The 22645-nt window shown below is 52.9% G+C and carries 17 protein-coding genes and 4 pseudogenes; 16 read left to right on the top strand and 5 right to left on the bottom strand.

Features of this window, described 5'->3' with window-relative positions; all coding sequences use genetic code 11:
• Nucleotides 1–22: 22 nt before the first annotated feature.
• The 6 genes and pseudogenes from AC3RPL_RS12895 to AC3RPL_RS12870 all read left to right on the top strand — a co-directional run bounded on the left by AC3RPL_RS12895 (nt 23) and on the right by AC3RPL_RS12870 (nt 7942).
• Nucleotides 23–1141: an HlyD family secretion protein gene (locus tag AC3RPL_RS12895; RefSeq protein ID WP_490740295.1), complete on the top strand. Its 1119-nt coding sequence runs from the start codon at nt 23–25 to the stop codon at nt 1139–1141.
• Nucleotides 1138–2706: a DHA2 family efflux MFS transporter permease subunit gene (locus tag AC3RPL_RS12890; RefSeq protein WP_490740294.1), complete on the top strand. Its 1569-nt coding sequence runs from the start codon at nt 1138–1140 to the stop codon at nt 2704–2706. Before AC3RPL_RS12895 ends, AC3RPL_RS12890 begins: the two co-directional genes overlap by 4 nt.
• 1 nt (nt 2707) lies before the next feature.
• A complete protein-coding gene (locus tag AC3RPL_RS12885; protein ID WP_490740293.1) occupies nt 2708–4264 on the top strand; it encodes an efflux transporter outer membrane subunit in 1557 nt (518 codons plus the stop codon).
• A 277-nt stretch (nt 4265–4541) separates the two neighbouring features.
• Nucleotides 4542–5390 (top strand): annotated as a pseudogene (locus AC3RPL_RS12880) (YPO3983 family protein).
• Nucleotides 5380–5840: pseudogene (locus tag AC3RPL_RS12875) on the top strand (DUF943 family protein). Before AC3RPL_RS12880 ends, AC3RPL_RS12875 begins: the two co-directional pseudogenes overlap by 11 nt.
• A gap of 508 nt (nt 5841–6348) precedes the next feature.
• Nucleotides 6349–7942: pseudogene (locus AC3RPL_RS12870) on the top strand (ABC-F family ATPase).
• A gap of 80 nt (nt 7943–8022) precedes the next feature.
• Here the strand turns inward: AC3RPL_RS12870 and moeB are convergent.
• Together moeB and moeA are read right to left on the bottom strand one after the other, a co-directional pair.
• On the bottom strand, nt 8023–8775 hold the full coding sequence (gene moeB, locus AC3RPL_RS12865) for a molybdopterin-synthase adenylyltransferase MoeB (protein WP_490740698.1): 753 nt from the start codon (nt 8773–8775) through the stop codon (nt 8023–8025).
• 1 nt (nt 8776) lies between these two features.
• Nucleotides 8777–10012, bottom strand: coding sequence for a molybdopterin molybdotransferase MoeA (moeA, locus tag AC3RPL_RS12860; RefSeq protein WP_490740292.1), 1236 nt, complete (start codon nt 10010–10012; stop codon nt 8777–8779).
• Nucleotides 10013–10304: 292 nt separating this feature from the next.
• Between moeA and AC3RPL_RS12855 the strand changes: the two genes are divergently transcribed.
• A complete protein-coding gene (locus AC3RPL_RS12855) occupies nt 10305–10769 on the top strand; it encodes a helix-turn-helix domain-containing protein (RefSeq protein ID WP_490740291.1) in 465 nt (154 codons plus the stop codon).
• 257 nt (nt 10770–11026) lie between these two features.
• On the opposite strand, the gene AC3RPL_RS12850 is transcribed toward AC3RPL_RS12855, so the two are convergent.
• Nucleotides 11027–11938: a LysR family transcriptional regulator gene (locus AC3RPL_RS12850; protein ID WP_490740290.1), complete on the bottom strand. Its 912-nt coding sequence runs from the start codon at nt 11936–11938 to the stop codon at nt 11027–11029.
• Between the two features lie 73 nt (nt 11939–12011).
• Here AC3RPL_RS12850 and AC3RPL_RS12845 point away from each other — a divergent pair, with 73 nt between their 5' ends.
• Both AC3RPL_RS12845 and AC3RPL_RS12840 read left to right on the top strand, forming a co-directional pair.
• Complete coding sequence (locus AC3RPL_RS12845; protein WP_490740289.1) at nt 12012–12731, top strand: AzlC family ABC transporter permease; 720 nt, start codon at nt 12012–12014, stop codon at nt 12729–12731.
• On the top strand, nt 12728–13036 hold the full coding sequence (locus AC3RPL_RS12840; protein WP_490740288.1) for an AzlD family protein: 309 nt from the start codon (nt 12728–12730) through the stop codon (nt 13034–13036). Before AC3RPL_RS12845 ends, AC3RPL_RS12840 begins: the two co-directional genes overlap by 4 nt.
• Here the strand turns inward: AC3RPL_RS12840 and AC3RPL_RS12835 are convergent.
• Nucleotides 13033–13511 (bottom strand): annotated as a pseudogene (locus tag AC3RPL_RS12835) (DDE-type integrase/transposase/recombinase); the annotation flags it as partial. The gene AC3RPL_RS12840 and the pseudogene AC3RPL_RS12835 overlap by 4 nt on opposite strands.
• A gap of 490 nt (nt 13512–14001) precedes the next feature.
• Between AC3RPL_RS12835 and AC3RPL_RS12830 the strand changes: the two are divergent.
• The gene (locus tag AC3RPL_RS12830) at nt 14002–15033 is read left to right on the top strand and encodes an IS630 family transposase (RefSeq protein WP_490740287.1); all 1032 of its coding nucleotides are present in this window, start codon (nt 14002–14004) and stop codon (nt 15031–15033) included.
• A gap of 19 nt (nt 15034–15052) precedes the next feature.
• On the opposite strand, the gene AC3RPL_RS12825 is transcribed toward AC3RPL_RS12830, so the two are convergent.
• Nucleotides 15053–15340, bottom strand: a complete 288-nt coding sequence (locus AC3RPL_RS12825; protein ID WP_490740286.1) for a hypothetical protein — start codon at nt 15338–15340, stop codon at nt 15053–15055.
• Between the two features lie 445 nt (nt 15341–15785).
• Here AC3RPL_RS12825 and AC3RPL_RS12820 point away from each other — a divergent pair, with 445 nt between their 5' ends.
• From AC3RPL_RS12820 to AC3RPL_RS12795, 6 genes are all read left to right on the top strand, one after another.
• Nucleotides 15786–16760, top strand: a complete 975-nt coding sequence (locus AC3RPL_RS12820; RefSeq protein WP_490740285.1) for an isoaspartyl peptidase/L-asparaginase — start codon at nt 15786–15788, stop codon at nt 16758–16760.
• Nucleotides 16757–18619, top strand: coding sequence for a glutathione ABC transporter ATP-binding protein GsiA (gene gsiA / locus AC3RPL_RS12815; protein WP_490740284.1), 1863 nt, complete (start codon nt 16757–16759; stop codon nt 18617–18619). Before AC3RPL_RS12820 ends, gsiA begins: the two co-directional genes overlap by 4 nt.
• Before the next feature lie 43 nt (nt 18620–18662).
• Nucleotides 18663–20195 (top strand): glutathione ABC transporter substrate-binding protein GsiB, encoded by a 1533-nt coding sequence (gsiB, locus tag AC3RPL_RS12810; RefSeq protein ID WP_490740283.1) that lies wholly within the window; start codon nt 18663–18665, stop codon nt 20193–20195.
• A gap of 61 nt (nt 20196–20256) precedes the next feature.
• A complete protein-coding gene (gene gsiC / locus AC3RPL_RS12805; protein ID WP_490740282.1) occupies nt 20257–21177 on the top strand; it encodes a glutathione ABC transporter permease GsiC in 921 nt (306 codons plus the stop codon).
• A 9-nt stretch (nt 21178–21186) separates the two neighbouring features.
• A complete protein-coding gene (gene gsiD / locus AC3RPL_RS12800) occupies nt 21187–22092 on the top strand; it encodes a glutathione ABC transporter permease GsiD (protein WP_034941306.1) in 906 nt (301 codons plus the stop codon).
• Nucleotides 22093–22096: 4 nt separating this feature from the next.
• Nucleotides 22097–22546: a DUF4385 domain-containing protein gene (locus AC3RPL_RS12795; RefSeq protein WP_490740697.1), complete on the top strand. Its 450-nt coding sequence runs from the start codon at nt 22097–22099 to the stop codon at nt 22544–22546.
• The last annotated feature ends 99 nt before the right edge of the window (nt 22547–22645 follow it).

Below are 22645 nucleotides of genomic sequence, written 5' to 3'. Positions count from 1 at the left end.
CCACAGCGAACCGATGAGACCTATGGACAACCAATCAACTTCTCAGCCTGATGATAAGCAGCATCACACCCAGCAACAGGACAATCCCCAACAATCTGAACGTCAACGCCCCGGCAAAAAGCCACTGATTATCCTGGCGATAGTGGTGGTCATTGCGCTGGTTGTTGCACTGTGGTTCTGGCTCACCACCCGCAATATCGAATCCACCGATGATGCCTTCACCGAAGCCGATGCGGTCACCATTGCGCCAAAAGCTTCCGGCTATGTGACGCAATTACTGGTGCGTGATAACCAACGGGTGAAAAAGGGCGATTTGCTGATGGTGATCGATCCGCGTGACAACACCGCACAGCGCGATCAGGCTCAGGCGCAGCTTGGGCTGGCGGTGGCGCAGTTGCATCAGGCTCAGGCTCAGCTGGCGTTGTCCGAAGTGCAGTATCCGGCACAAAAAGATCAGGCGCTGGCTCAGCAGGCGAAAGCAGAAGCTAACATGCTCAACGCGCAGGAAGATTATAAGCGCCAGCGCGGCGTGGACCCCCGTGCCACCTCCCAGCGCAATATCGATGCGGCCAGCGCACAGCTGAGAAGCGCGAAAGCCGAACTGGAAAGTGCAAAAGCACAGGTGGAGGTCGCATCGCAAATTGCGCTGCAAATCCGTCAGCAGAAAACCAATGTGGAAGCCCGCCAGTCGCAGGTGCAACAGGCACAGGCGCAACTCAATACCGCCAGTCTGAATCTCTCCTATACCGAAGTGCGGGCACCTTACGATGGCTTCGTCACCAAACGTAATGTGCAGGTGGGCACCCTGGTACAGGCCGGTAGCGCGTTGTTCTCACTGGTTTCCCCGGATGTCTGGATAACCGCTAATTTCAAAGAGTCACAGCTAAGACGCATGAAACCCGGCGACAAAGCTGAAATCACCATTGATGCATGGCCTGACAGAAAATTACATGGACATGTGGACAGTATTCAGATGGGATCGGGCTCTCGCTTCTCCACGTTCCCTGCGGAGAACGCCACGGGTAACTTCGTGAAAATTGTGCAGCGCGTGCCGGTAAAAATTGTTATCGACGAAGGGCTGGACCCCAACAAGCCTTTGCCGCTGGGGCTGTCGGTCGAGCCTGAGGTGACGGTTGAATGAGTCACAGCGAAAACTGGCAACCGGCCAGCAATCCCTGGCTGGTTGCGATGACGGTCACGCTGGCGGTATTTATGGAGATCCTCGATACCACCATTGTTAACGTGGCGCTGCCCCACGTTGCTGGTTCGCTCTCTTCCAGCTATGACGAGTCTACCTGGGTGCTGACCTCTTACCTGGTGGCTAACGGCATCGTGCTGCCTATCTCGGCGTTTTTCAGCCGCCTGTTTGGCCGCAAGCAGTTCTTCCTGATCTGCATTGTGATGTTTACCATCTGTTCTTTTCTCTGTGGTATCGCGACGGAACTGTGGCAGATCATTCTGTTTCGGGTGCTACAGGGCTTTTTCGGTGGCGGATTGCAGCCGGTACAGCAATCGGTACTACTGGACTATTTTAAACCGGAAGATCGGGGTAAAGCATTTGGGCTTTCAGCCATCGCGATCATTGTGGCACCGGTTCTTGGTCCGACGTTGGGTGGCTGGATTACCGATAACTACAGCTGGCGATGGATCTTCTTTATTAACATCCCCATCGGGATAATCAGCGTACTGGCTATCTATCAGCTACTGGAGGATCCGCCGTGGGAGCGCAAATGGGCAAACGGCAAACTGAATATCGACTACATTGGCATCGGTCTGATTACGCTCAGTTTGGGCTGCCTGCAAGTGATGTTGGATCGTGGTGAAGATGATGACTGGTTCCATTCAAATTTCATTGTCACCTTTGCCGTACTGACGGCGATTGGCCTGGTTGGCGCAGTCTACTGGCTGATGTACGCCAGAAAACCGGTCGTCGATTTGCATGTGCTGAAGGACCGCAACTTCTGGGTTGCCAGTCTGCTAATGGCAGGAATGGCGATGATACTTTATGGTAGTTCAGTGGTGATCCCGCAGCTGGCGCAGCAGGATCTTGGCTATACCGCCACTTGGTCGGGATTAGTGCTTTCGCCTGGCGCGGTGCTGATTGTCTTGTCGATCCCGCTGGTGCTGAAGCTGATGCCGCTGATACAGACGCGTTGGATTATCGCCTTTGGCTTTACCTGCCTGTTTTCGTCATTTATCTATTCCATGACCCTAACGCCAGATGTGGATTTTACCACGCTGACATTGATGCGCAGCACACAAAGCATTGGGCTGGGCTTTCTGTTTGTGCCGTTGACCACTATTGCTTACGTTACGATCCCGCAGCGACTGAATGCCGATGCTTCGGCGCTGTTTACCATGTGCCGTAACGTTGCGGGATCGATTGGGATTTCTCTCTCCACTGCGATGATCACCGAACGGGAGCAGGTGCGCAGCGCAAACATGGTGCATAACATGACGCCGTTAAACGAGCCTTTCAATCTGACGGTAGAACGCTGGGCACAGGGTATTCGGGACTTTACCTCGGCGGTGGGCGATCCTGTCACCCTGGCAACCGGTCAGATCTATAAACAAATGATCGTGCAGGCACGTTTCCTGGCTTATATCGACGTTTTTATGGGCCTTAGCGTTATTGCGCTGATCCTGATCCCTTTTTGTTTACTGCTTGCGCCAATTAAGAGCGAAGGCAGTGCTGGAGCACACTGACATGAACGTTTTCCCTTCTTCTGCGCGTTCGCGATTCAGCGTGCTGCTGGTCGCCACGCTGGCGCTCTCAGCCTGCTCGGTCGGCCCGGACTATCAGACGCCAAAACCCGCCACGCCCGCTGCTTTTAACAGTCTGTCGTCGGACCGTGACTCAAAGCCCCAGGCCACGGCGACCAGCCCGGCCTGGTGGAAATCGTTTAACGATCCGCAGCTTGACAGTCTGATCACGCGTGCCATCGCCGGAAATCTGAGCCTGCAACAGGCGGTGCTGCGTATCGCCGCATCGCGTCAGCAACTTAATCAGGCGCGTGGAGCATGGTATCCGTCGGTTAATGGTAAAGTTTCCGCCCAACGTCAGCAGCTTGGTTTACAGGGTGAGCTGGAGTCGAAAGGCGTTTACCAGCAGGTCGATCAGACCAACCCTCAGCTCAGTTCAACGCTGGATGGGCTGACCAAACCTGTCGGCCTCTACCAGGGCAGTTTTGATGCCTCCTGGGAGCTGGATTTATGGGGCAAGGTTCGCCGCCAGGTTGAAGCAGCGGATGCCCAGCAGCAGGAGTCGCTGGAGAGCCGCAATGATGCGCTGGTGTCGCTGGAAGCGGAAGTAGCGCGCACCTGGCTACAGCTGCGCGGTGCGCAGGCGATTGTTCAGACGCTGGAAACGCAGATTTCGGTAGCGCAGCAAACGCTGGATCTGACGCAAAGCCAGCAGAAAAACGGTCTGGCACCGCTGATGGATGTGGAAAATGCCCGCGCCCAGCTCAGTTCTTTGCGCGCGCAGCTGCCGCAATATCAGGCGCAGATCCACCAGGCGATGAACGGGCTGGCAGTATTAACGGGCAAAGCACCGGGCGCGCTGGATGCCGAGCTGATGACGGTCAGAGCGATGCCTGCTCTACCAAAAGCAGTACCGGTCGGCCTGCCGGCCACCCTGGCGCGACGCCGTCCTGATGTGCGTCAGGCGGAAGCAAAGCTGCATGAGGCGACGGCCAATATTGGTGTTTCCGTGGCTCAGCTGTTTCCGGACCTGTCGCTCACCGGCCAGTTCGGGATGCGCAATACTGATATCAGTTATCTGGATAACTGGAGCAGTCATTTCTACAGCTTTGGCCCGTCCGTCTCCATTCCGATATTCCAGGGAGGCCGTCTGGTATCGGGGGTGAAGATGGCGCGTGCTGAGCAGGCAAGCGCGGCACTGAACTACCGTCAGACGGTTCTGACCGCGTTGCAGGATGTGGAAAATGCGCTGGTCAGCTATCGTAGCGATCAACAGCAGGTGGAAGCACTGGACCAGTCGGTGGAGGCGTTTCAGAATGCCTTCAACCTGGCGAATGACAGCTACTCCAAAGGATTGTCATCGTTTATCGACGCACTGGATGCCCAGCGGCAGCTGAGCCAGGCACAACAGCAGGCTATTTCCGCCAGGATGCAGAGTAGTCTGGATCTGGTGGCGTTGTATAAAGCGTTGGGCGGCGGCTGGGAGCTGTATCAGAATGTGAAGCTCCCGGACTATTCGGTGTTTGGCCCGGCTGCAAGCGGCGATACCCCGTCTGGCTGATTGACTTACTGGTTCTTATCACCGGGCTGAAACCTGCCTTCTTCGCAGGGTGCGGCGTTTAAAAAAATCTGTTTTCAACCACCCTGCAAGCAACACGCCGGCAGGGTGTTTTTTTGGTGAAGGTTGTGGCTCAGGCCTTCACCTTATTATTACGATGCCCATATATAACCGCTAAAATTGCGGATATTTGATCGTGCTGAATTATTATTTTCGGCGTTCAGCGAGTAATATTTTATGTGCTGACCACAACGGACGATAACACATGGAGTGTATCACCATGAGCGCATTACCCTTTCCCTGTACCATTTTTAAAACGCAAAACCGGATGGACGATGACAATACGAAGGATATGCGTTGCGGGGATTTATCCGCATTACAGTTAAAAACGCACTACGGACTGAATTACCTCTCTGATCGGGTTGATCCCTGGACGCTGACGCGCCGCTCGGCGCTGGATAGCCCCCGTAGCCGATACTGCTGTAATATGCGCCCGACCGGCGAGAAGGTAGCCCTGGAGCAATATGCCGCAATACTGTTTGATGAATTTCGCCAGCTGTCCCGTCGGTTCTCACTCGGTGGCCCGTACCGGCATCTTATCGAAAAAATGATCAACCATATGCAGTACGGCAAGGGTAAACCTTTCCGGGATATGTCACTGGACAGGGCACTGAAGGCGCAAATTCTGCAAGACAGCTCTGAGGAAAACAGTACGCGTTTACTTCTGAGAAAATCCCTCAGCATAAATATTGACTGGGAAAAGCAATGCCTTGCAGCCGATAAAAAAGATGTATTGAGAGCAGCTATTCTGAGAGGGAAACTCCCTAAATTCGACAGATATGGAGATACTTTTAACGGTATGGGTATCACCGTTCATGATACCTGGGCGACCCATATTACTATAAAGTCGCTCCAGATTGATAATGACCGTTACCGTGCAGTAGTCCATTACAAAGTACAGGATCATTTTGGTCTGGATGACGAAGATATTTTTAATAAGATATTCAGAAATTTTAACTTTTTCCGTATCTGAATTGTGCTTCAACGATACAATAAATTCGGCTTTAAGCCATTTATAACCAATATGGAGGCCAGTGTGGAAATTACTGTAAGCTGTAATGAAATTTAAAAATAAAAAAGTCAATACGATGCTTTTATGCCTCATGTGTCTACTGATTGCCATTGCTGTTTGGTTATCGTTGCGAACGGTAGATATTATAGCTATTCACAAAGATGGTAGTCACAGTTATGTGCTGGTAAAAAATTTCCTTTTATCGAAAAAGGGAGAATAAAGTGGTGGTTGAAAAATAAGGATATTTTGGAAGATAAGTATAAAATACCCTCTCGTGATTTTGATGGCTCCTTTGTTGTTACTTTTTGGGATTTCGGTGAAGGTTATAAGGAAACCGATGGTTATGACAGGCTCTGTTTTGTGGATATGCCACCGCCGCTTAATTGTATCGATAAAGACGCTGTTCTTATGGTGCGAAACAGTAAAAATACCGGGCTTTATTTTATTCTGGATGAGGGAATCTATCGGGTAAAAGAAGGGAAAATAGTGGGAATTAAATCTGATTAACTCTGCCTGCTTCGATCTGAAAATCTTTCTCCTGCCGCCTTTTTGTGATGCGGCAGTTGCCCCGGTAATTAAACTTCATTGAGAGATGAAGTTAACCAGCAATATGCTGTCAGTGATGACTATGGCCTGGCGCGACACCAAAGTTAATACTCTTGTGATGCAGACTTCATACCGACCGTCACGTCAGATGCTGCCAGTATCAGCAGGCATCAGCTGTTGGTTGATCGCAGTCCAGGTTGGTAGCCTGGCCCATCACAGGGCTGGTTTACTTGTTATTCTGAACCTGAGTGGTGCTCTGAATCCTCACGTACTCCGTGTACGCGCCGGTTTATGCGCGCTGTTCGTGTGCAGACTGGCTGCGAAAATAACGCCTGGTAAGCCACGCTCTGAGCGGCTGATATCGCCATGCCCGTCAGCGGCTACGCGGAGCTGGTATATCCGCCTCTCCATTTTTTTGGCATAATGCGCGCTGGTTCACATTCCCCTGTCAAAAAAGTAAGGCAATCCTGTGCTAGTTTCCAGCAACGTCACCATGCAGTTTGGCAGTAAGCCGCTGTTTGAAAACATCTCTGTCAAGTTTGGCGGAGGCAACCGCTATGGCCTGATCGGTGCCAACGGCAGCGGTAAGTCTACCTTTATGAAAATTCTGGGTGGCGATCTGATGCCCAGCGCCGGAAATGTCTCAACAGACCCGAATGAGCGTATCGGTAAACTGCGCCAGGATCAGTTTGCGTTTGAGCAGTTCAGCGTGCTGGATACGGTGGTTATGGGCCATGCTGAGCTGTGGCAGGTGAAGGAAGAGCGCGATCGCATCTACGCGCTGCCGGAAATGAGTGAAGAGGACGGTTACCGGGTGGCCGATCTGGAAGTGACATACGGTGAAATGGATGGCTACACCGCCGAAGCCCGCGCCGGAGAACTGTTGCTGGGCGTGGGTATCCCGCAGGAACAGCATTATGGCCCGATGAGCGAAGTGGCTCCGGGTTGGAAGTTGCGTGTGTTGCTGGCGCAGGCGCTGTTCTCTAATCCGGAAATCCTGCTGCTGGATGAACCGACCAACAACCTCGACATCGACACGATTCGCTGGCTGGAGCAGGTGCTGAATGAACGTAACAGCACCATGATCATTATTTCCCACGACCGTCACTTCCTGAACATGGTCTGTACGCATATGGCCGATCTGGATTATGGCGAACTGCGCGTTTATCCCGGCAACTATGATGAATATATGACCGCCGCGACCCAGGCGCGTGAACGTCTGCTGGCCGATAACGCGAAGAAAAAAGCGGCAAATCAACGAGTTGCAATCCTTTGTCAGCCGCTTCAGCGCTAACGCCTCCAAATCGCGTCAGGCTACGTCCCGTGCGAAGCAAATCGATAAAATCAAACTGGAGGAGGTGAAAGCCTCCAGCCGCCAGAATCCGTTTATCCGCTTTGAACAGGATAAAAAACTGTTCCGCAACGCGCTGGAACTGGAAGCCCTGACCAAAGGCTTCGATCAGGGGCCGCTGTTCAAAAACCTCAACCTGCTGCTGGAAGTTGGTGAAAAGCTGGCGATCCTCGGGCCAAATGGTATCGGTAAAACCACGCTGTTGAAAACGCTGGTGGCTGACCTGCAACCTGATAACGGCGCGGTAAAATGGTCGGAGAATGCGCGAATTGGCTACTATGCGCAGGATCACGCCCATGACTTCGCCAACGACCTGACGGTTTTTGACTGGATGAGTCAGTGGAAGCAGGAAGGTGATGACGAGCAGGCGGTGCGCAGTATTCTCGGGCGTCTGCTGTTCAGCCAGGATGACATTAAAAAACCGGCTAAGGTGCTGTCGGGTGGTGAGAAAGGGCGGATGCTGTTCGGTAAGCTGATGATGCAAAAGCCGAATGTACTGATTATGGATGAACCCACCAACCACCTGGATATGGAATCGATCGAGGCGCTGAATATGGCGCTGGAAATGTACGAAGGTACGTTGATTTTCGTCTCCCACGACCGCGAGTTTGTCAGCTCACTGGCTACCCGGGTGATTGAAATGACCCCGACAAAACTGCATGACTTCACCGGTAATTACGAAGATTATCTGCGCAGTCAGGGTATCGTCTGACGACAGCGGCTCTCCGCCGATGGAGTAATAACAGGGGACCGCTGCGTCTCCTTTTTACTGCGCCAGAGACGGCCGCCATGTCACTGCCCACAGACCTCGCAGGCCGGATCTTTCGCGACTCGCATTTCGCGGAACTGTAAGGTCAGCGCATCGTAAAGCAACAGTTTTCCTGTTACATCCTCACCATAACCGGCCAGCAGACGTATCGCTTCCATCGCCTGAAGTGAGCCGATCATCCCCACCAGCGGAGCCATAACCCCTGCCTCCACGCAGCTTAGTGTGGTATCGCCAAACAGCCTGCTGATACAGCGGTAACAGGGAGCATCCTTCTGCCAGCGAAAAACGCTGATTTGGCCTTCCATGCGAATTGCTGCCCCGGATATCAGCGCCGTTTTACTGGCAAAGCACAGGCGATTAAGTTGCTCACGGGTGGCGACATTATCACAGCAGTCGACCACCACATCCTGAGTGCTTATCAGTTCTGCCAGCGCCATATCACTGAGCTGAGCATTCACCGTTTGCACGCTGATATGAGGATTGATGGCCTGCAACTGTTGGCAGGCAGAGACGACTTTCGGCTGACCAATCAGCGCATCGCGATGCAGGATCTGCCGTTGCAGATTAGAGAGCGAAACGGTGTCAAAATCCAGCAGCGTCAGTTGGCCCACGCCAGCGGAGGCCAGATAAGCACTGGCGGCACAGCCCAGCCCGCCAAGTCCGACAATCAACACCTTCGCCGCTTTGAGCTTTTCCTGCCCGTCAAAGTCAAAACCCCGCAGCACAATCTGGCGATTGTAGCGTAGCGCTTCGTCGTTACTCAGTTCGGGATGCATCTTATCCAACCAACAGCGCGTTAAACGGTTCGACATCCACCCACTCACCCGCGGCGACATGACCGCGATCCCGCTCCAGCACAATAAAACAGTTGGCCTGGGCGAATGAGCTGAACACATGGGATCCCTGTGGACCGGTGCTACGAACTTCCAGTTCCCCCGACGGATTACGCAGCAGCACACCGCGCTGGAAATCCACCCGTCCCGGCGTTTTTTTCAGGGCATCGGCGGTTCTGACCCGCTGGCGTGGGGGCAGGGCCGCCGCCTGCTGTCCGGACAGTTTCACCAGCAGCGGTTGTACCAGCTGATAGAAGGTCAGTGCCGCTGATACCGGATTACCGGGCAGGCCACAGAACCAGCTGCGATCTAAACGGCCAAAGGCAAAGGGTTTACCCGGTTTGATAGCCAGTTTCCAGAAGGCGATCTCGCCCAGCTCCTCCAGCATTGCTTTGGTGTAGTCTGCTTCTCCCACCGAAACGCCGCCGCTGCTGATTACCACATCAGCCTGACTGTCTGCCCGGATAAAGGCGTTACGCAGCGCCTGCTGATGGTCAGCAATGATGCCGAGATCGATAACCTCACACCCCAGTTTATTCAGCATCAGCTGCACCGCAAAGCGATTGGTATCGTAAATCTGACCGGCGGCCAGCGGCTGACCGACCGGTTGCAGCTCATCGCCGGTGGAGAAAATCGCCACCCGCACTTTGCGCATCACCTTAACCTCTGCAATACCCAGAGAGGCCAGCAATGGCAGTTCAGCCGCGCCGAGACGTACGCCGGGTTGCAGCACGCTGGCACCTTGCACGATATCATCACCGGCCAGACGGATATTCTGACGCGGAAGGACCTCTGCGATAATTTCCACCGCATCACCGAGCTGGCGCGTTTCCTCCTGCATCACCACAGCCTCTGTGCCTTCGGGCACCGGGGCCCCGGTCATGATGCGGATACAACTGCCGGCGGGCCACTGGCCCTGCCAGGGGGCCCCGGCAAAGGCTTTCCCGGCAACAGGTAATGGCTGGCTGGTTTGCAGATCCGCCATGCGCACGGCATAGCCGTCCATTGCTGAGTTATCGAATGGCGGCACGCAGACAGGTGAGGTAACTGACTCCGCCGTAACGCGTCCGGCAGCGGCGGCGAGCGGCAGGGTTTCTGTTTCAGTGAGCGGGTGGATGCGTGTCAACATGGCAGACAGAGCATCATCAAGCGAGATAAGTCCCGCAGTAAAAGCTTCCATAAAATCTCCGGCGTGCCTGAATGATCGGGCGGTCATACTGTCAATAGCGGGCATTATGGCGTGATTTGCAGACAGGGTCACGAAAACCCGCCGGTTCTGGCTACGGGCAGGGCGACAGGGCTGTGCGCGTGTAATGGATTTGTCATCAGCTGTTCGTTTCGTTTATTGCGTTTTTCGTTTATTTCGTATAGCCATCGTTGATGGTATACCTTAATCGGGCTTGCGTTGTTGGCTTCAGAAAAGAGTGCTACTGATCTACGAGCATACGAACTTGATAAACCGGAAAACACTTATGACAAACTCAATTCCTGATAACGTGAGCCTGCCTGCTCCAGGAGAAATTGAGGCCGCTGTACGTGGTCAGAGAGAACTTGCAGCTTACCTGTCCACAAAACTGGAAACACAAAAGATATCGATTCAGGATGCTGACGACAATACGCATCAGATTGAATTACCTACCACTTCCCTCACGCTATTGATGACAATTTTGGGTGAGCTGGCAATGGGTAATGCGGTTCAGGTTGTCCCTGTCCATGCTGAATTAACTACGCAGGAAGCGGCCAATATTCTGAATGTTTCACGCCCTCATATGGTGAAACTTCTGGAAGAGGGTAAGCTTCCTTTTCATAAAACGGGTCGCCACCGCCGAGTGCTGTTTGCCGATTTGATGGCTTATAAAAATCATCGGGATAATGAAAGCAACAACGCGATGCAGGAACTGGCAGACCTCAGTCAGGATCTCCGACTTTACTTATGATTCATTCACCTTATCCCGTGGTTCTGGATGCCTGTGTTATTTATCCGTCATTACTACGGGATGTATTAATCAACTTAGGATTAAAGGGCTTATATCAACCCAAATGGACGGCCATCATTCAGGATGAATGGCAACGTAATCTGATAGCTAACAGGCCCGCTCTGAATCCGCAGCAAATAGCGCGAACCGGCCGAACTAACTGAGCAGAAGGTCTGCTGTGAGCGAGCAGCGGACGTTGAGACACCTTATAAATCGTCTCAACTTTCAACCTTTCTTACCCTTAATGTCCTGATTAGCAAATCATACAAACTATCCACAGCTGAAGAACCTTGAGAAGCACGACTCCTGAACAATGCTACTTCCATAGGTTCAAGGGGCCCCAAAAGATGTTCACTGCCAAGAACTTGCAAATGGGGTGGCACGCTGCACTGGGTCAGAACGGCAACAGCCAGGCCACTTTCTACTGCTGTAATTTGCCCCGACAGGCTGGAGCTGTTGTACACCACCCTATATCTACGCCCCTGTAATGCTAATGCATTGATAGCACTACGCTTAGCAAGGCTCGTGCTTTCATATACCGCAATGGGCAATGGATCACGCCTCCACACTTCAAATTGCGGAGAACCTACCCACACCATTGGTTCATAAAATAATAACAAGCCCTGGCTGTGATGTTCCCGGGAGACCAGGGCCAAATCGAGATCGCCGCTCTCAACGCGAGGAATTAGTGACGTTGATTGTTCACAACTAAGTTCGATCTCGATTGATCCAAAGTTAGGCGCAAACCTCTTCAGAGCAGGTGTAAGGTATTTTGCTGCATAATCATCAGGAACCCCCAGACGAATACGCCCTGTTAATTCCTTACCGTGGAATGCTGCCTGCGTTTCAGCATGAAGGTCGAGCATCCTTCGAGCATATCCCAACAGTTTTTGTCCTTCAGACGTGAGTTGATGCTGGCGAGGACCGCGAAGTAAGAGCTGACATCCTAATGCGGATTCCAGCTTTTTAAGCTGCATGCTGACCGCAGACTGTGAGCGATGAACCTCAGGTGCCGCAGCTGACAGTGACCCCGCGTCCACTACCGCAACAAAACAATTGAGCCAGTCCATCTGGAGATCTTGATAATGCAACTTTGAACCTTGTATTTGAATATCAAATAATAACGTCAATTATTATGCGTTTTTATTGATTTCACAACACTGTCATAGTGGCGCTGTGTTTAACATTACTGAGAGGAAGATCATGAGGCCTCAGCTGGAGTATCACGAGCGCGATTTATCTCAACTTAATCATTCACTTATTTGGGCTGGTTTTCGTCAGCTTATCCCGGTTTCACTCTTTGTCGCTGTTTTTGGTGCCGCCTTTGGCCTGGATGCATCACAGAAAGGATTGGACCAGATGACCGCGACAATGATGAGTCTGTTGGTTTTTGCCGGTTATGCGCAATTCGCCACGTTAGAGCTTTGGACGTCTCATGTTTCTGTAATAACGCTAATAGCCACCGTCTTTGCCATTAATGCCAGGCATCTGTTGATGGGGGCCACCTTATACCCGTGGTTGCGCTCTTTAACACCTGCTAAACGCTACGGAATCATGATGGTTGCATCTGATGCTAACTGGGCTATGTCCATTCAGGCATTCAGCAGGGGAAGTGCGGGTCTGGGATTGCTCTTTGGCGGCGGTCTTGCATTATGGTTTTTTTGGGTCGTAGGGACCGTCGTAGGGCTTTATTTCGGTAGTGCTATCCAGGATCCCAAAAGCTATGGACTTGATATGGTAATGGGGTGTTTCCTTCTTTCCATGGTGTTCGAAGGAGAAAAAAGCCTGAAGATGTTTTGTATCTGGGCCATAGCGGCCGGTGCTTCGCTGATAGCTTATAAAGGGTTACCAGAAAATAGCCACGTGATCGCCGGAGCCCTCGCCGGAGGCATTGCTGGAATTATCATTAGAGATCAAAGATGAGTATTGAGACGGTAGGTTTTGGGCCAATGATTATTATCATTATTATGGTCCTGGTTACTCTTGCTACCCGATGGGGTGGCGTCTGGGTTATGTCTTTTGTTCCTTTTAATAACAGAATAAAAGCCTTTATTCAGGGCATGTCAGGCTCCGTCCTCGTTGCGATTTTAGCCCCCAAGGCTATTACCGGCGACAAAGGAGCTCAGATGGCATTATTAACCACCGCCATCTTAATGCTGGTTTTTAAAAGGCCTTTGCTTGCTATCACTTTTGGAATTGTCGTTTCAGCCCTGGTTAGATATTTTTAGCCGGTCTTACTAATAAATTGTAATGGTCTACAAAAACTGGCCGCGACTTCAGAGTTTCTGCAGAACAATCGCTCTGATTCATTCGGCGTCAAGCCACCATTATATCGATAGGGTCTGAGCTTGCTATAATATTCCGCAATGTAGTTCGTTATCGCTCCATCGGACTGTTATCCCGGCAATTTCCCCGGCGACTCAGGCTTTGCTTTATCTGATATATCCACAGTAACTTTCTGAAATTTTTGCTGCTATAGTGACTACCTTGACCCGAGTGAGACAGTAAATTAGCGGGCTTTCTTCGTGCTTCCCTGGCCATGGACAGCGCTTTCGTTGTCAGTGCAGAGTCCGGGAAAAATGACATCGTCCAGTCAACCGGTTTACGTGAAAACAGATCACGCACAACGGCTAAATAAGCCCGGCGTTTACCCGCCCGGATATAAATTACATCGCCATACCAGACCTGATTAGGCTCTGTTACCCCTGAGTTTTTCAATTAATGAGATCAATTAAAGTTAATAGTTACTCATGAAACTCACTGAACGTTTTCGGTTTGTTGGGCATATTTACACTGCTGTGTTCCATGGTAAGCAGGTTTACTTTTGGAAATATCATCTCATCAGGTAAATTTAGGTTTCTCATTTTCAGAGCGTTTTACCATGCTGAAGGAATAGATGTAATTTTAATGAAACAAGCAGCTCAATGAGCTCTATTGGCAATATTGTGGCATATTTGTTCAGGAAGTCATCGATTCCAGAACTGAGTTTTGAGTTCTCCTGATCGATGTAGTTCCCCAATAACATCCTGCCTTTAACGTATCTCGTTTCATCAGATAAGAAATCTTGCCTGCAAATTTGGTCATAGTAACTAAATAAGCGTTCCAAATAGTAGATCACTTTAGGGGAACTCAGCCCGGATTGTGCGATCTGCTCAATCGCCAAAAAGAAACAAACCACCAACCGGACTGAGCGATGCCGATCATAACACCCATCCCCCGCACTGAACGACGCCTGATGCAGAAAACTATCCCTAAAACGCGTGACAAAAATCATGCACGCAGACTCACTGCCCTGCTGATGTTGCACCGGGGCGATCGTGTCAGTGACGTAGCCAGAACGCTCTGTTGCGCCCGTTCATCCGTCGGCCGCCGGATTAACTGGTTCACGCTGTCAGGAGTTGAAGGCCTGAAATCATTACCCGCAGGACGTTCCCGTCGCTGGCCATTTGAGCATATCTGCACATTATTACGTGAACTGATAAAACACACGCCGGGCGATTTTGGTTATCAGCGTTCCCGCTGGAGTACGGAACTGATGGCAATAAAAATCAGAGAGTTAACGGGCTGCTGTCTGCATGCTTCTACGGTGCGTCGCTGGTTACCCGCCGCCGGTCTGGTGTGGCGTAGAGCCGCGCCCACACTGCATATTCGCGACCCGCACAAAGATGAAAAAATGGCGGCAATCCACAAAGCGCTGGACGAATGCAGTGCAGAGCATCCGGTGTTTTACGAAGATGAGGTGGATATCCATCTCAATCCTGAAATCGGTGCAGACTGGCAGAGACGGGGCCAGCAGAAACGCGTTATCACGCCGGGGCAGAACGAAAAATATTATCTGGCGGGAGCACTCCACAGCAGTAGCGGCCGGGTCAGTTATGTGGGTGGCAGCAGTAAAAGTTCGGTGCTGTTCATCACCCTGCTGAAGCACCTGAAAGCGACTTACCGGGGGGCAAAAACCATCACGTTAATCGTTGATAACTATATTATTCACAAGAGCAGAGAAACGCTGCGTTGGCTGAAGCGCAATCCAAAGTTCAGAGTCATTTATCAACCTGTTTACTCGCCGTGGGTTAATCACATTGAAAGGCTATGGCAGGCGCTGCACGAAACTATCACCCGGAATCATCAGTGCCGGTCAATGTGGCGGTTGTTGAAAAAAGTACGCCACTTTATGAAAACCGTCAGTCCGTTCCCGGGTGGCAAACACGGACGGGTAAAAGTGTAGCGATATTAGGATCACTTATTTAGTCGAAATCATAATTAGCGAGCTCATTTAATAACTCAGTGTCATTCCTGTATTTAACGCTCAGCTCTTGCTTTTTCTTTTTAGTCTCAGTGCAATATTTATCAGCCTGCCTTTCTGTTTCAAGCTGGCGCGCTTTGGCGAGATTACTGTCCCACTCACCCGAGAAAAATTCACAGTTGTCAGCGCTCTCTTTGAATGATTTCATATCAAGCGCTTTTGTCTGGCTTGTTGCTGAAGATGCAGATCCGATAAAAGTAAGCAGTATCGAAACAGGTAATATTTTCATTTATCTTCCCTCTGTTGACCAGAAAAGCGCATCCTGATAGCTGCGGTAACAGTTAAAGACGAACTTTTTTTGCCACGTTTGTGGTTGAGCGTTTATCACTGAACGAGGAAATTTTGATTGCAAATGCTTCTTAAGCACTGATGATGTTCAACGTATTTCCCATGAACTATCCATACCAATGGCCTTAACGCCCGATGTCAGCAAAATGCTGCTTTAAGCCACTCATTGGTGCAGGTTAATTTCAGCATTCTGAGACAGAAATGATCCGCTCTGGCGAACAAACCCCGCCAGCTATGAGATAGAACATTTTGTTATTACCGGCCACTGAACATTCTGCTTTACATCACTTTACAGCCTGCCTATAGTCGAAAACCAGTTCATTTCCAGAAAAATCATTCTAACCTGTTATTTTTCATGCTGATTTACCACGCAGGGTAACCGGATTATGGTCAGAGCAGTGATTGCCATTCACGGTGGTGCGGGTGCGATTGCCCGTGCCAGCATGAGTGCAGAAAAAGAGCAGCACTATATTCAGGCGCTTTCAGCGATTGTTGCCAGCGGACAGGATATTCTGCAAGCTGGCGGCAGCGCGCTGGATGCGGTCACCGAGGCGGTTCGGCTGCTGGAGGAGTGTCCGCTGTTCAACGCCGGTAAAGGTGCCGTCTTTACCCATGAGGGCACGCACGAGCTGGATGCCAGCATTATGGATGGACGTACGCTGGAAGCCGGTGCGGTGGCCGGGGTAAAACGGGTATGTAATCCGGTACTGGCGGCGCGTGCCGTGCTGGAACACAGCCCGCATGTGCTGTTGATCGGTGAGGGTGCCGAAGCGTTTGCCTTCAGACAGGGACTGGAAGAGGTGGCAACCGATTTCTTTTCCACCCCTTTCCGTCATGAACAGTTACAGCGGGCGTTGTCTGCGGACACCCTGGCGCTCGATCACGATGTTGCTGTAGACAGTGATGGCGCACCGCTGGATGCCGACCGCAAATTTGGCACCGTCGGCGCGGTGGCACTGGACAGGCATGGCAATCTGGCGGCGGCGACCTCCACCGGGGGAATGACCAATAAGCAGGTGGGCCGGGTCGGGGATTCGCCGTTAATCGGTGCGGGCTGCTATGCCAGCAATGCCAACGTGGCCGTCTCCTGTACCGGCACTGGTGAGGTCTTTATGCGCACGCTGGCCGCCTATGATATTGCGGCGCTGATGGAATACGCGGGCCTGTCACTGAAAGAAGCCAGCGAGCGGGTGGTGATGGAAAAAATCAAGGTGCTGGGCGGCAGTGGCGGCATTATTGCTGTCGATCGCGAAGGCAATGTGGCGCTGCCCTTTAACAGTGAGGGGATGTACCGCGGCTATGGCTATGCCGGGGATGCGCCAAACGTCGGTATTTATCGTGAAGACCAGGGGGCGGGATGACAGGGAACCACCAGGTCGCGTTGTCGGCCGGACAGGTATTAGCCATCAACAACCTGAGCGTCAGCTTCAGCCAGCAGGGCGAAGTGGTGCGGGCGGTGAACAATCTGTCGCTGGAGGTTAATCGTGGCGAAACGCTGGCGATTGTCGGTGAATCCGGCTCAGGAAAATCGGTCACCTCACTGGCGTTAATGCGGCTGGTGGAGCAGGGGGGAGGCAGCATTGACAGCGGCCAGATGCTGCTGCGACGGCGCAACAGTCAGGTGATTGACCTGGCTACCGCCCGGCAATCAGCGTTGCGCACCATTCGCGGTGCCGATATGGCGATGATCTTTCAGGAGCCGATGACCTCGCTGAACCCGGTATTCACCATTGGCGAGCAGATTGCGGAATCCATCCGCCTGCATCAGGGCAAAAGCCATCGGGACGCGTTGCAGGAGGCGCTGCGTATGCTGGATCTGGTGCGCATTCCGGTAGCAAAAGATGTGCTGACTCGCTTTCCCCACCAGCTGTCGGGCGGTATGCGCCAGCGGGTGATGATTGCCATGGCGCTCTCCTGCCGACCAGCCCTTCTGATTGCCGATGAACCCACCACCGCGCTGGATGTCACCATTCAGGCGCAGATCCTGCAACTGATCCGCGTATTGCAAAAAGAGATGCAGATGGGGGTGATTTTCATTACCCATGACATGGGCGTGGTCGCCGAAATGGCTGACCGTGTGCAGGTGATGTATCGCGGTGATGTGGTGGAAACCGGTTCGACAGAAAATATCTTCCGTCATCCACAGCGGGACTATACCAAAGCGCTGCTGGCCGCCGTGCCACGGTTGGGGGAAATGACCGACCGGGCCTTCCCGATGCATTTCCCGGTGTTTAACCCTGAGGGGAACCAACTTGACGGCTCTTTGCAGGACACGGTGATTACCGATAAGGGACCGGTTTTACAAGTGCGCGATCTGGTTGCGCGTTTTGATATCCGCAGTGGCATTTTCAACCGCGTGACCCGGCGGGTTCACGCGGTTGAAAAGGTCAGCTTCGATTTGTGGCCGGGTGAAACTCTGGCGCTGGTGGGGGAATCCGGCTGCGGCAAATCCACTACCGGACGGGCGCTGCTGCGGCTGGTAGAAAGCCAGGGCGGCACCATTACTTTTAACGGCCAGCGTATCGATCAACTGAGCGGCCCGGCGCTTTCTCATTTGCGACGGGATATTCAGTTTATCTTTCAGGACCCTTACGCCTCGCTCGATCCGCGACTGACCGTCGGGTTCTCGATCATGGAACCGTTGTTGATTCATGGCATTGCCAGGGGCAAAGAGGCAGAAGAGCGCGTCGCCTGGCTGTTGGAAAAAGTGGGCCTGCTACCGGAATACGCCAGACGCTATCCCCATGAGTTTTCTGGTGGTCAGCGCCAGCGCATCTGCATTGCCAGAGCGCTGGCCCTCAATCCCAAAGTGGTGATTGCCGATGAGTCGGTTTCCGCGCTGGACGTGTCAATCCGTGCGCAGATTGTCAACCTGATGCTGGATTTACAGCGCGAATTTGGCATTGCCTTTCTGTTTATCTCGCATGATATGGCGGTGGTGGAGCGGATCAGCCACCGGGTGGCGGTGATGTATCTCGGGCAGATCGTCGAAATTGGCCCGCGACAGTCGGTTTTTGAGCGCCCGCAACACTCTTACACCCGCAAACTGTTGTCTGCCGTCCCGGTGGCCGATCCCGATCATCCCCGGCGGGAGAGAGCGCTACTGGCGGATGAGATCCCAAGCCCCATTCGCGCCCTGGATGATTACCCGGAAGTCGCACCGCTGGTCGAAGTCAGCGCAGGACATTACGTTGCCCGCCATACTATTGGCGGCGTCTGAATTGGCTGTAAAACAACAAGGAACGACAGGAGAAACACGCAACATGATAATTTCTAAACGCACACTGTTAGCGGCGGGCTTACTGAGCAGTTTTGCTGCGCTGCCGGCTTACGCAACAAAAGATGTGGTGATTGCTGTTGGTTCTAATTTCACCACCCTCGATCCTTACGATGCCAACGATACGCTGTCACAGGCGGTGGCTAAATCCTTTTATCAGGGGCTGTTCGGCTTTGATAAGGATATGAAAGTCACTAACGTGCTGGCCGAAGGCTACGACGTCAGTAAAGATGGCCTGACCTGGACCATCAAACTGAAAAGTGGCGTGAAATTCCAGGACGGCAGCGACTTCAATGCTGAAGCGGTGAAAGTGAACCTGGATCGTGCCAGCAACCCTGACAATCATCTCAAGCGTTATAACCTGTTTAAATCAATCGCCACCACTGAGGTGGTCGATCCTTCCACGGTGAAAATCACCCTGAAGCAGCCATTCTCCGCCTTTATCAACACCCTTGCCAGCCCGGCCGCGGCGATGATTTCTCCCACTGCGCTGAAGAAATACGGTAAGGAAATCGGCTTCCATCCGGTGGGCACCGGCCCGTATGTGCTGGACACCTGGAATCAGACCGATTTTGTTAAAGTAAAAAAATTCGACGGCTACTGGAAGAAAGGCTATCCAAAACTGGATACCCTTACCTGGCGTCCGGTGGTTGATAACAACACCCGTGCGGCGATGTTGCAGACGGGCGAAGCCAACCTGGCTTTCCCGGTTCCTTATGAGCAGGCTGGCCTGCTGGCAAAAAACAGTAAGCTGGCGCTGGATGTTTCGCCATCCATTATGCAGCGCTATCTGAGCATTAACGTCACGCAGAAGCCGTTTGATAATGTCAAAGTGCGTGAGGCGCTCAACTATGCCATCAACCGCCAGGCGCTGGTGAAAGTGGCCTTTGCCGGTTACGCCACGCCGGCAACGGGCGTGGTACCACCGGCCATTCAGTATTCACAAAGCTATCCGGCAGCGGAATACAACCCGGCGAAAGCGCGCCAGCTGTTGAAAGAGGCCGGTTTCCCGAATGGCTTCACCACCACCCTGTGGTCGTCTCACAACCACAGCACCGCGCAGAAAGTGTTGCAGTTCACTCAACAGCAGCTGGCGCAGGTGGGGATCAAAGCCACGGTCACCGCAATGGATGCCGGACAGCGCTCGGCTGAGGTGGAAGGAAAAGGGCAGAAGGAGAGCGGAGTGCGCCTGTTCTACACCGGCTGGTCTGCTTCTACCGGTGAAGCTAACTGGGCGTTGACGCCGCTGTTTGCCACTCAGTCCTGGCCGCCAACCATTTTCAACACGGCGTTTTACAGCAATCCTCAGGTGGATAACGATCTGGCCGACGCGCTGAAAACCACCGACAGCGCGAAAAAAGCGGCGCTGTACAAGGATGCTCAGGATAAAATCTGGCAGGACAAACCCTGGGTGCCTCTGGTGGTGGAAAAGCTGGTTTCCGCCAGAACCAAAAACCTCAGTGGTTTCTATGTGATGCCTGACACCTCGTTCAATTTTGATGATGCCGATTTGCAGTAACCCCCGCTGAAAACCCGCCGCGCAGCATCAGGGCGCGGCTGTCTCCGGCGCAGGAAAACCTATGTTCAACTATTTTATTAAACGCTTACTGGGACTGATCCCCACGCTGCTGATTGTGGCGGTGCTGGTGTTCCTGTTTGTTCATATGCTGCCGGGCGATCCGGCCAGACTGGTCGCCGGTCCGGAAGCGGACGCCACCGTGGTGGCGATGGTGCGTCAGCAGCTTGGGCTTGACCAACCCATCTGGGTGCAGTTCTGGCATTTTATCACTCAGGCTGTGCAGGGTGACTTTGGTCAGTCGATGGTGTCAAAACGGCCTGTTTCATCCGAAATTGCACAACGCTTTTTCCCCACCCTGTGGCTGACGCTCAGCAATATGGGGTGGTCGGTGATATTTGGTATGGCGCTGGGCATTGTCTCGGCGGTATGGCGCAACCGCTGGCCGGACCGTATCGGCATGACGCTGGCGGTATCGGGCATCTCTTTTCCCGCCTTTGCGCTGGGAATGTTGTTGATGCAGGTATTCTCCGTCGAGCTGGGCTGGCTACCGACGGTTGGCGCTGACAGCTGGCAGCACTACATTTTGCCCTCCATCACCCTGGGCGCCGCCGTCGCCGCCGTGATGGCTCGCTTCACCCGCGCCTCTTTTGTGGAGGTGATGCAGGAAGATTACATGCGCACCGCGCGGGCGAAAGGGGTGTGTGAGACGGTGGTGATCATCAAACATGGTCTGCGTAACGCGATGATCCCGGTAGTGACCATGATGGGCCTGCAATTTGGTTTCCTGCTGGGCGGCTCGATTGTGGTGGAGGTGGTTTTCAACTGGCCGGGGCTGGGTCGTCTGCTGGTGGACTCGGTGGCGATGCGAGATTACCCGGTGGTTCAGGCAGAAGTGCTGCTGTTCTCGCTGGAGTTTATCTTGATCAATTTGATTGTTGATATGTTGTATGCCGCGATCAATCCGGCGATACGCTACAAATAAGGATCGGTGATGAAAAACTGGCGACGTGATGCGGCCCTGTCCGCGATGCCAACCCTGACTCAGCATCGAGTGCGTACCCCGTGGCGGGAATTCTGGCGACGGTTTCAGCGCCAGCCGGTTGCGCTGGTATCAGCTGCTTTCGTGGTACTGCTGATTTTGCTGGCGGTGCTTGCGCCCTGGCTTGCACCTTTTGATGCGGAAAATTACTTTGACTACGACAGGTTGACCGAAGGGCCGTCGATGATGCACTGGTTTGGCGTTGATTCGCTGGGGCGTGATATTTTCAGTCGCGTGCTGGTGGGTACCCGGCTGTCACTGGTTTCGGGCTTTTTTTCGGTGGCACTTGGCGCAGCAATCGGCACCTTTCTGGGCCTGCTGGCTGGCTATTATGAAGGCTGGTGGGACCGGATTATTATGCGTATCAGCGACGTACTGTTTGCTTTTCCCGGCATCCTGCTGGCAATAGCGGTGGTGGCGATCATGGGCAGCGGCATGTCAAATGTCGTTATCGCGGTGGCCATTTTCAGCATCCCGGCGTTCGCCAGACTGGTTCGCGGCAACACGCTGGTGCTGAAGCATCTGACCTATATCGAATCAGCCCGCAGCATTGGTGCATCTGACCTGACCATTATTCTGCGTCATATCCTGCCAGGAACCCTCTCGTCCATCGTGGTCTATTTCACCATGCGAATTGGCACCTCGATTATCAGCGCAGCCAGTCTGTCATTTCTCGGATTGGGCGCGCAGCCACCCACGCCGGAATGGGGGGCGATGCTGAATGAGGCGCGCGCAGATATGGTAATGGCTCCGCATGTTGCTGTTTTCCCCAGCCTGGCGATTTTTCTTACCGTGCTGGCATTTAACCTGCTGGGCGACGGCCTGCGTGATGCGCTCGATCCACGCCTGAAGACCTGATGTGATGAAACCCTTCGATTATCAGCAGGATTTCAACAATACCGACTTCCGCCAGCATCCTGAACGTTATCAGGTGGGGCGGGGGGAGCAGGGCGTACTGAAGGTGGAGCCCTATAAAAGTGAGATTCTGCCGCACTGGCGCTTTAAAACGCCGGCGCTGGCGCAGGCTTCCGCAGACAAAATCATGCAGCTTTTCGAAGCGTATCGCGCAGCCGATGATTTTGTTGGTATGGACATGGCGAGAAAATTTATTCAGATGGGCTATACCCGCGCGCGGCGTTACGCTAATCATCAGGGCGGTAAAAAATATGCTGCTGACGGTGAGCTGTTGCCACGGACGCTTGATGCTGAAAAAGCCGCAGCCGCGGCGATTTTTAAAGCCTGCTGGGACGGCATCCGCGCTGATGACGATTATCTGCAACGACGCAAACAGCATCAGGCACGCTATGGCTGACCGGCCAAAGCGGATATTTAAAATCGGGCGGGGCGTGTCCGGGTCAGTAAAATGAAACCAGCTTCAGAGGGGCAACGACGCTGAGGCATGGCCCGCTGG

It is taken from the genome of Erwinia papayae (assembly GCF_058241465.1).
Note: the sequence above shows the minus strand (reverse complement) of the source record. Positions and strands in the feature narration are given on the sequence as shown.

What these genes read in the sequence shown, in the direction of transcription:
- AC3RPL_RS12825 (WP_490740286.1), bottom strand. Translation starts at nt 15,340, where the DNA reads ATGAAAATATTACCTGTTTCGATACTGCTTACTTTTATCGGATCTGCA.
- AC3RPL_RS12855 (WP_490740291.1), top strand. Translation starts at nt 10,305, where the DNA reads ATGACAAACTCAATTCCTGATAACGTGAGCCTGCCTGCTCCAGGAGAA.
- AC3RPL_RS12795 (WP_490740697.1), top strand. Translation starts at nt 22,097, where the DNA reads ATGAAACCCTTCGATTATCAGCAGGATTTCAACAATACCGACTTCCGC.
- gsiD (WP_034941306.1), top strand. Translation starts at nt 21,187, where the DNA reads ATGAAAAACTGGCGACGTGATGCGGCCCTGTCCGCGATGCCAACCCTG.
- AC3RPL_RS12890 (WP_490740294.1), top strand. Translation starts at nt 1,138, where the DNA reads ATGAGTCACAGCGAAAACTGGCAACCGGCCAGCAATCCCTGGCTGGTT.
- moeB (WP_490740698.1), bottom strand. Translation starts at nt 8,775, where the DNA reads ATGCATCCCGAACTGAGTAACGACGAAGCGCTACGCTACAATCGCCAG.
- AC3RPL_RS12895 (WP_490740295.1), top strand. Translation starts at nt 23, where the DNA reads ATGGACAACCAATCAACTTCTCAGCCTGATGATAAGCAGCATCACACC.
- gsiB (WP_490740283.1), top strand. Translation starts at nt 18,663, where the DNA reads ATGATAATTTCTAAACGCACACTGTTAGCGGCGGGCTTACTGAGCAGT.
- moeA (WP_490740292.1), bottom strand. Translation starts at nt 10,012, where the DNA reads ATGGAAGCTTTTACTGCGGGACTTATCTCGCTTGATGATGCTCTGTCT.
- AC3RPL_RS12840 (WP_490740288.1), top strand. Translation starts at nt 12,728, where the DNA reads ATGAGTATTGAGACGGTAGGTTTTGGGCCAATGATTATTATCATTATT.
- AC3RPL_RS12820 (WP_490740285.1), top strand. Translation starts at nt 15,786, where the DNA reads ATGGTCAGAGCAGTGATTGCCATTCACGGTGGTGCGGGTGCGATTGCC.
- AC3RPL_RS12830 (WP_490740287.1), top strand. Translation starts at nt 14,002, where the DNA reads ATGCCGATCATAACACCCATCCCCCGCACTGAACGACGCCTGATGCAG.
- gsiC (WP_490740282.1), top strand. Translation starts at nt 20,257, where the DNA reads ATGTTCAACTATTTTATTAAACGCTTACTGGGACTGATCCCCACGCTG.
- gsiA (WP_490740284.1), top strand. Translation starts at nt 16,757, where the DNA reads ATGACAGGGAACCACCAGGTCGCGTTGTCGGCCGGACAGGTATTAGCC.
- AC3RPL_RS12845 (WP_490740289.1), top strand. Translation starts at nt 12,012, where the DNA reads ATGAGGCCTCAGCTGGAGTATCACGAGCGCGATTTATCTCAACTTAAT.
- AC3RPL_RS12885 (WP_490740293.1), top strand. Translation starts at nt 2,708, where the DNA reads ATGAACGTTTTCCCTTCTTCTGCGCGTTCGCGATTCAGCGTGCTGCTG.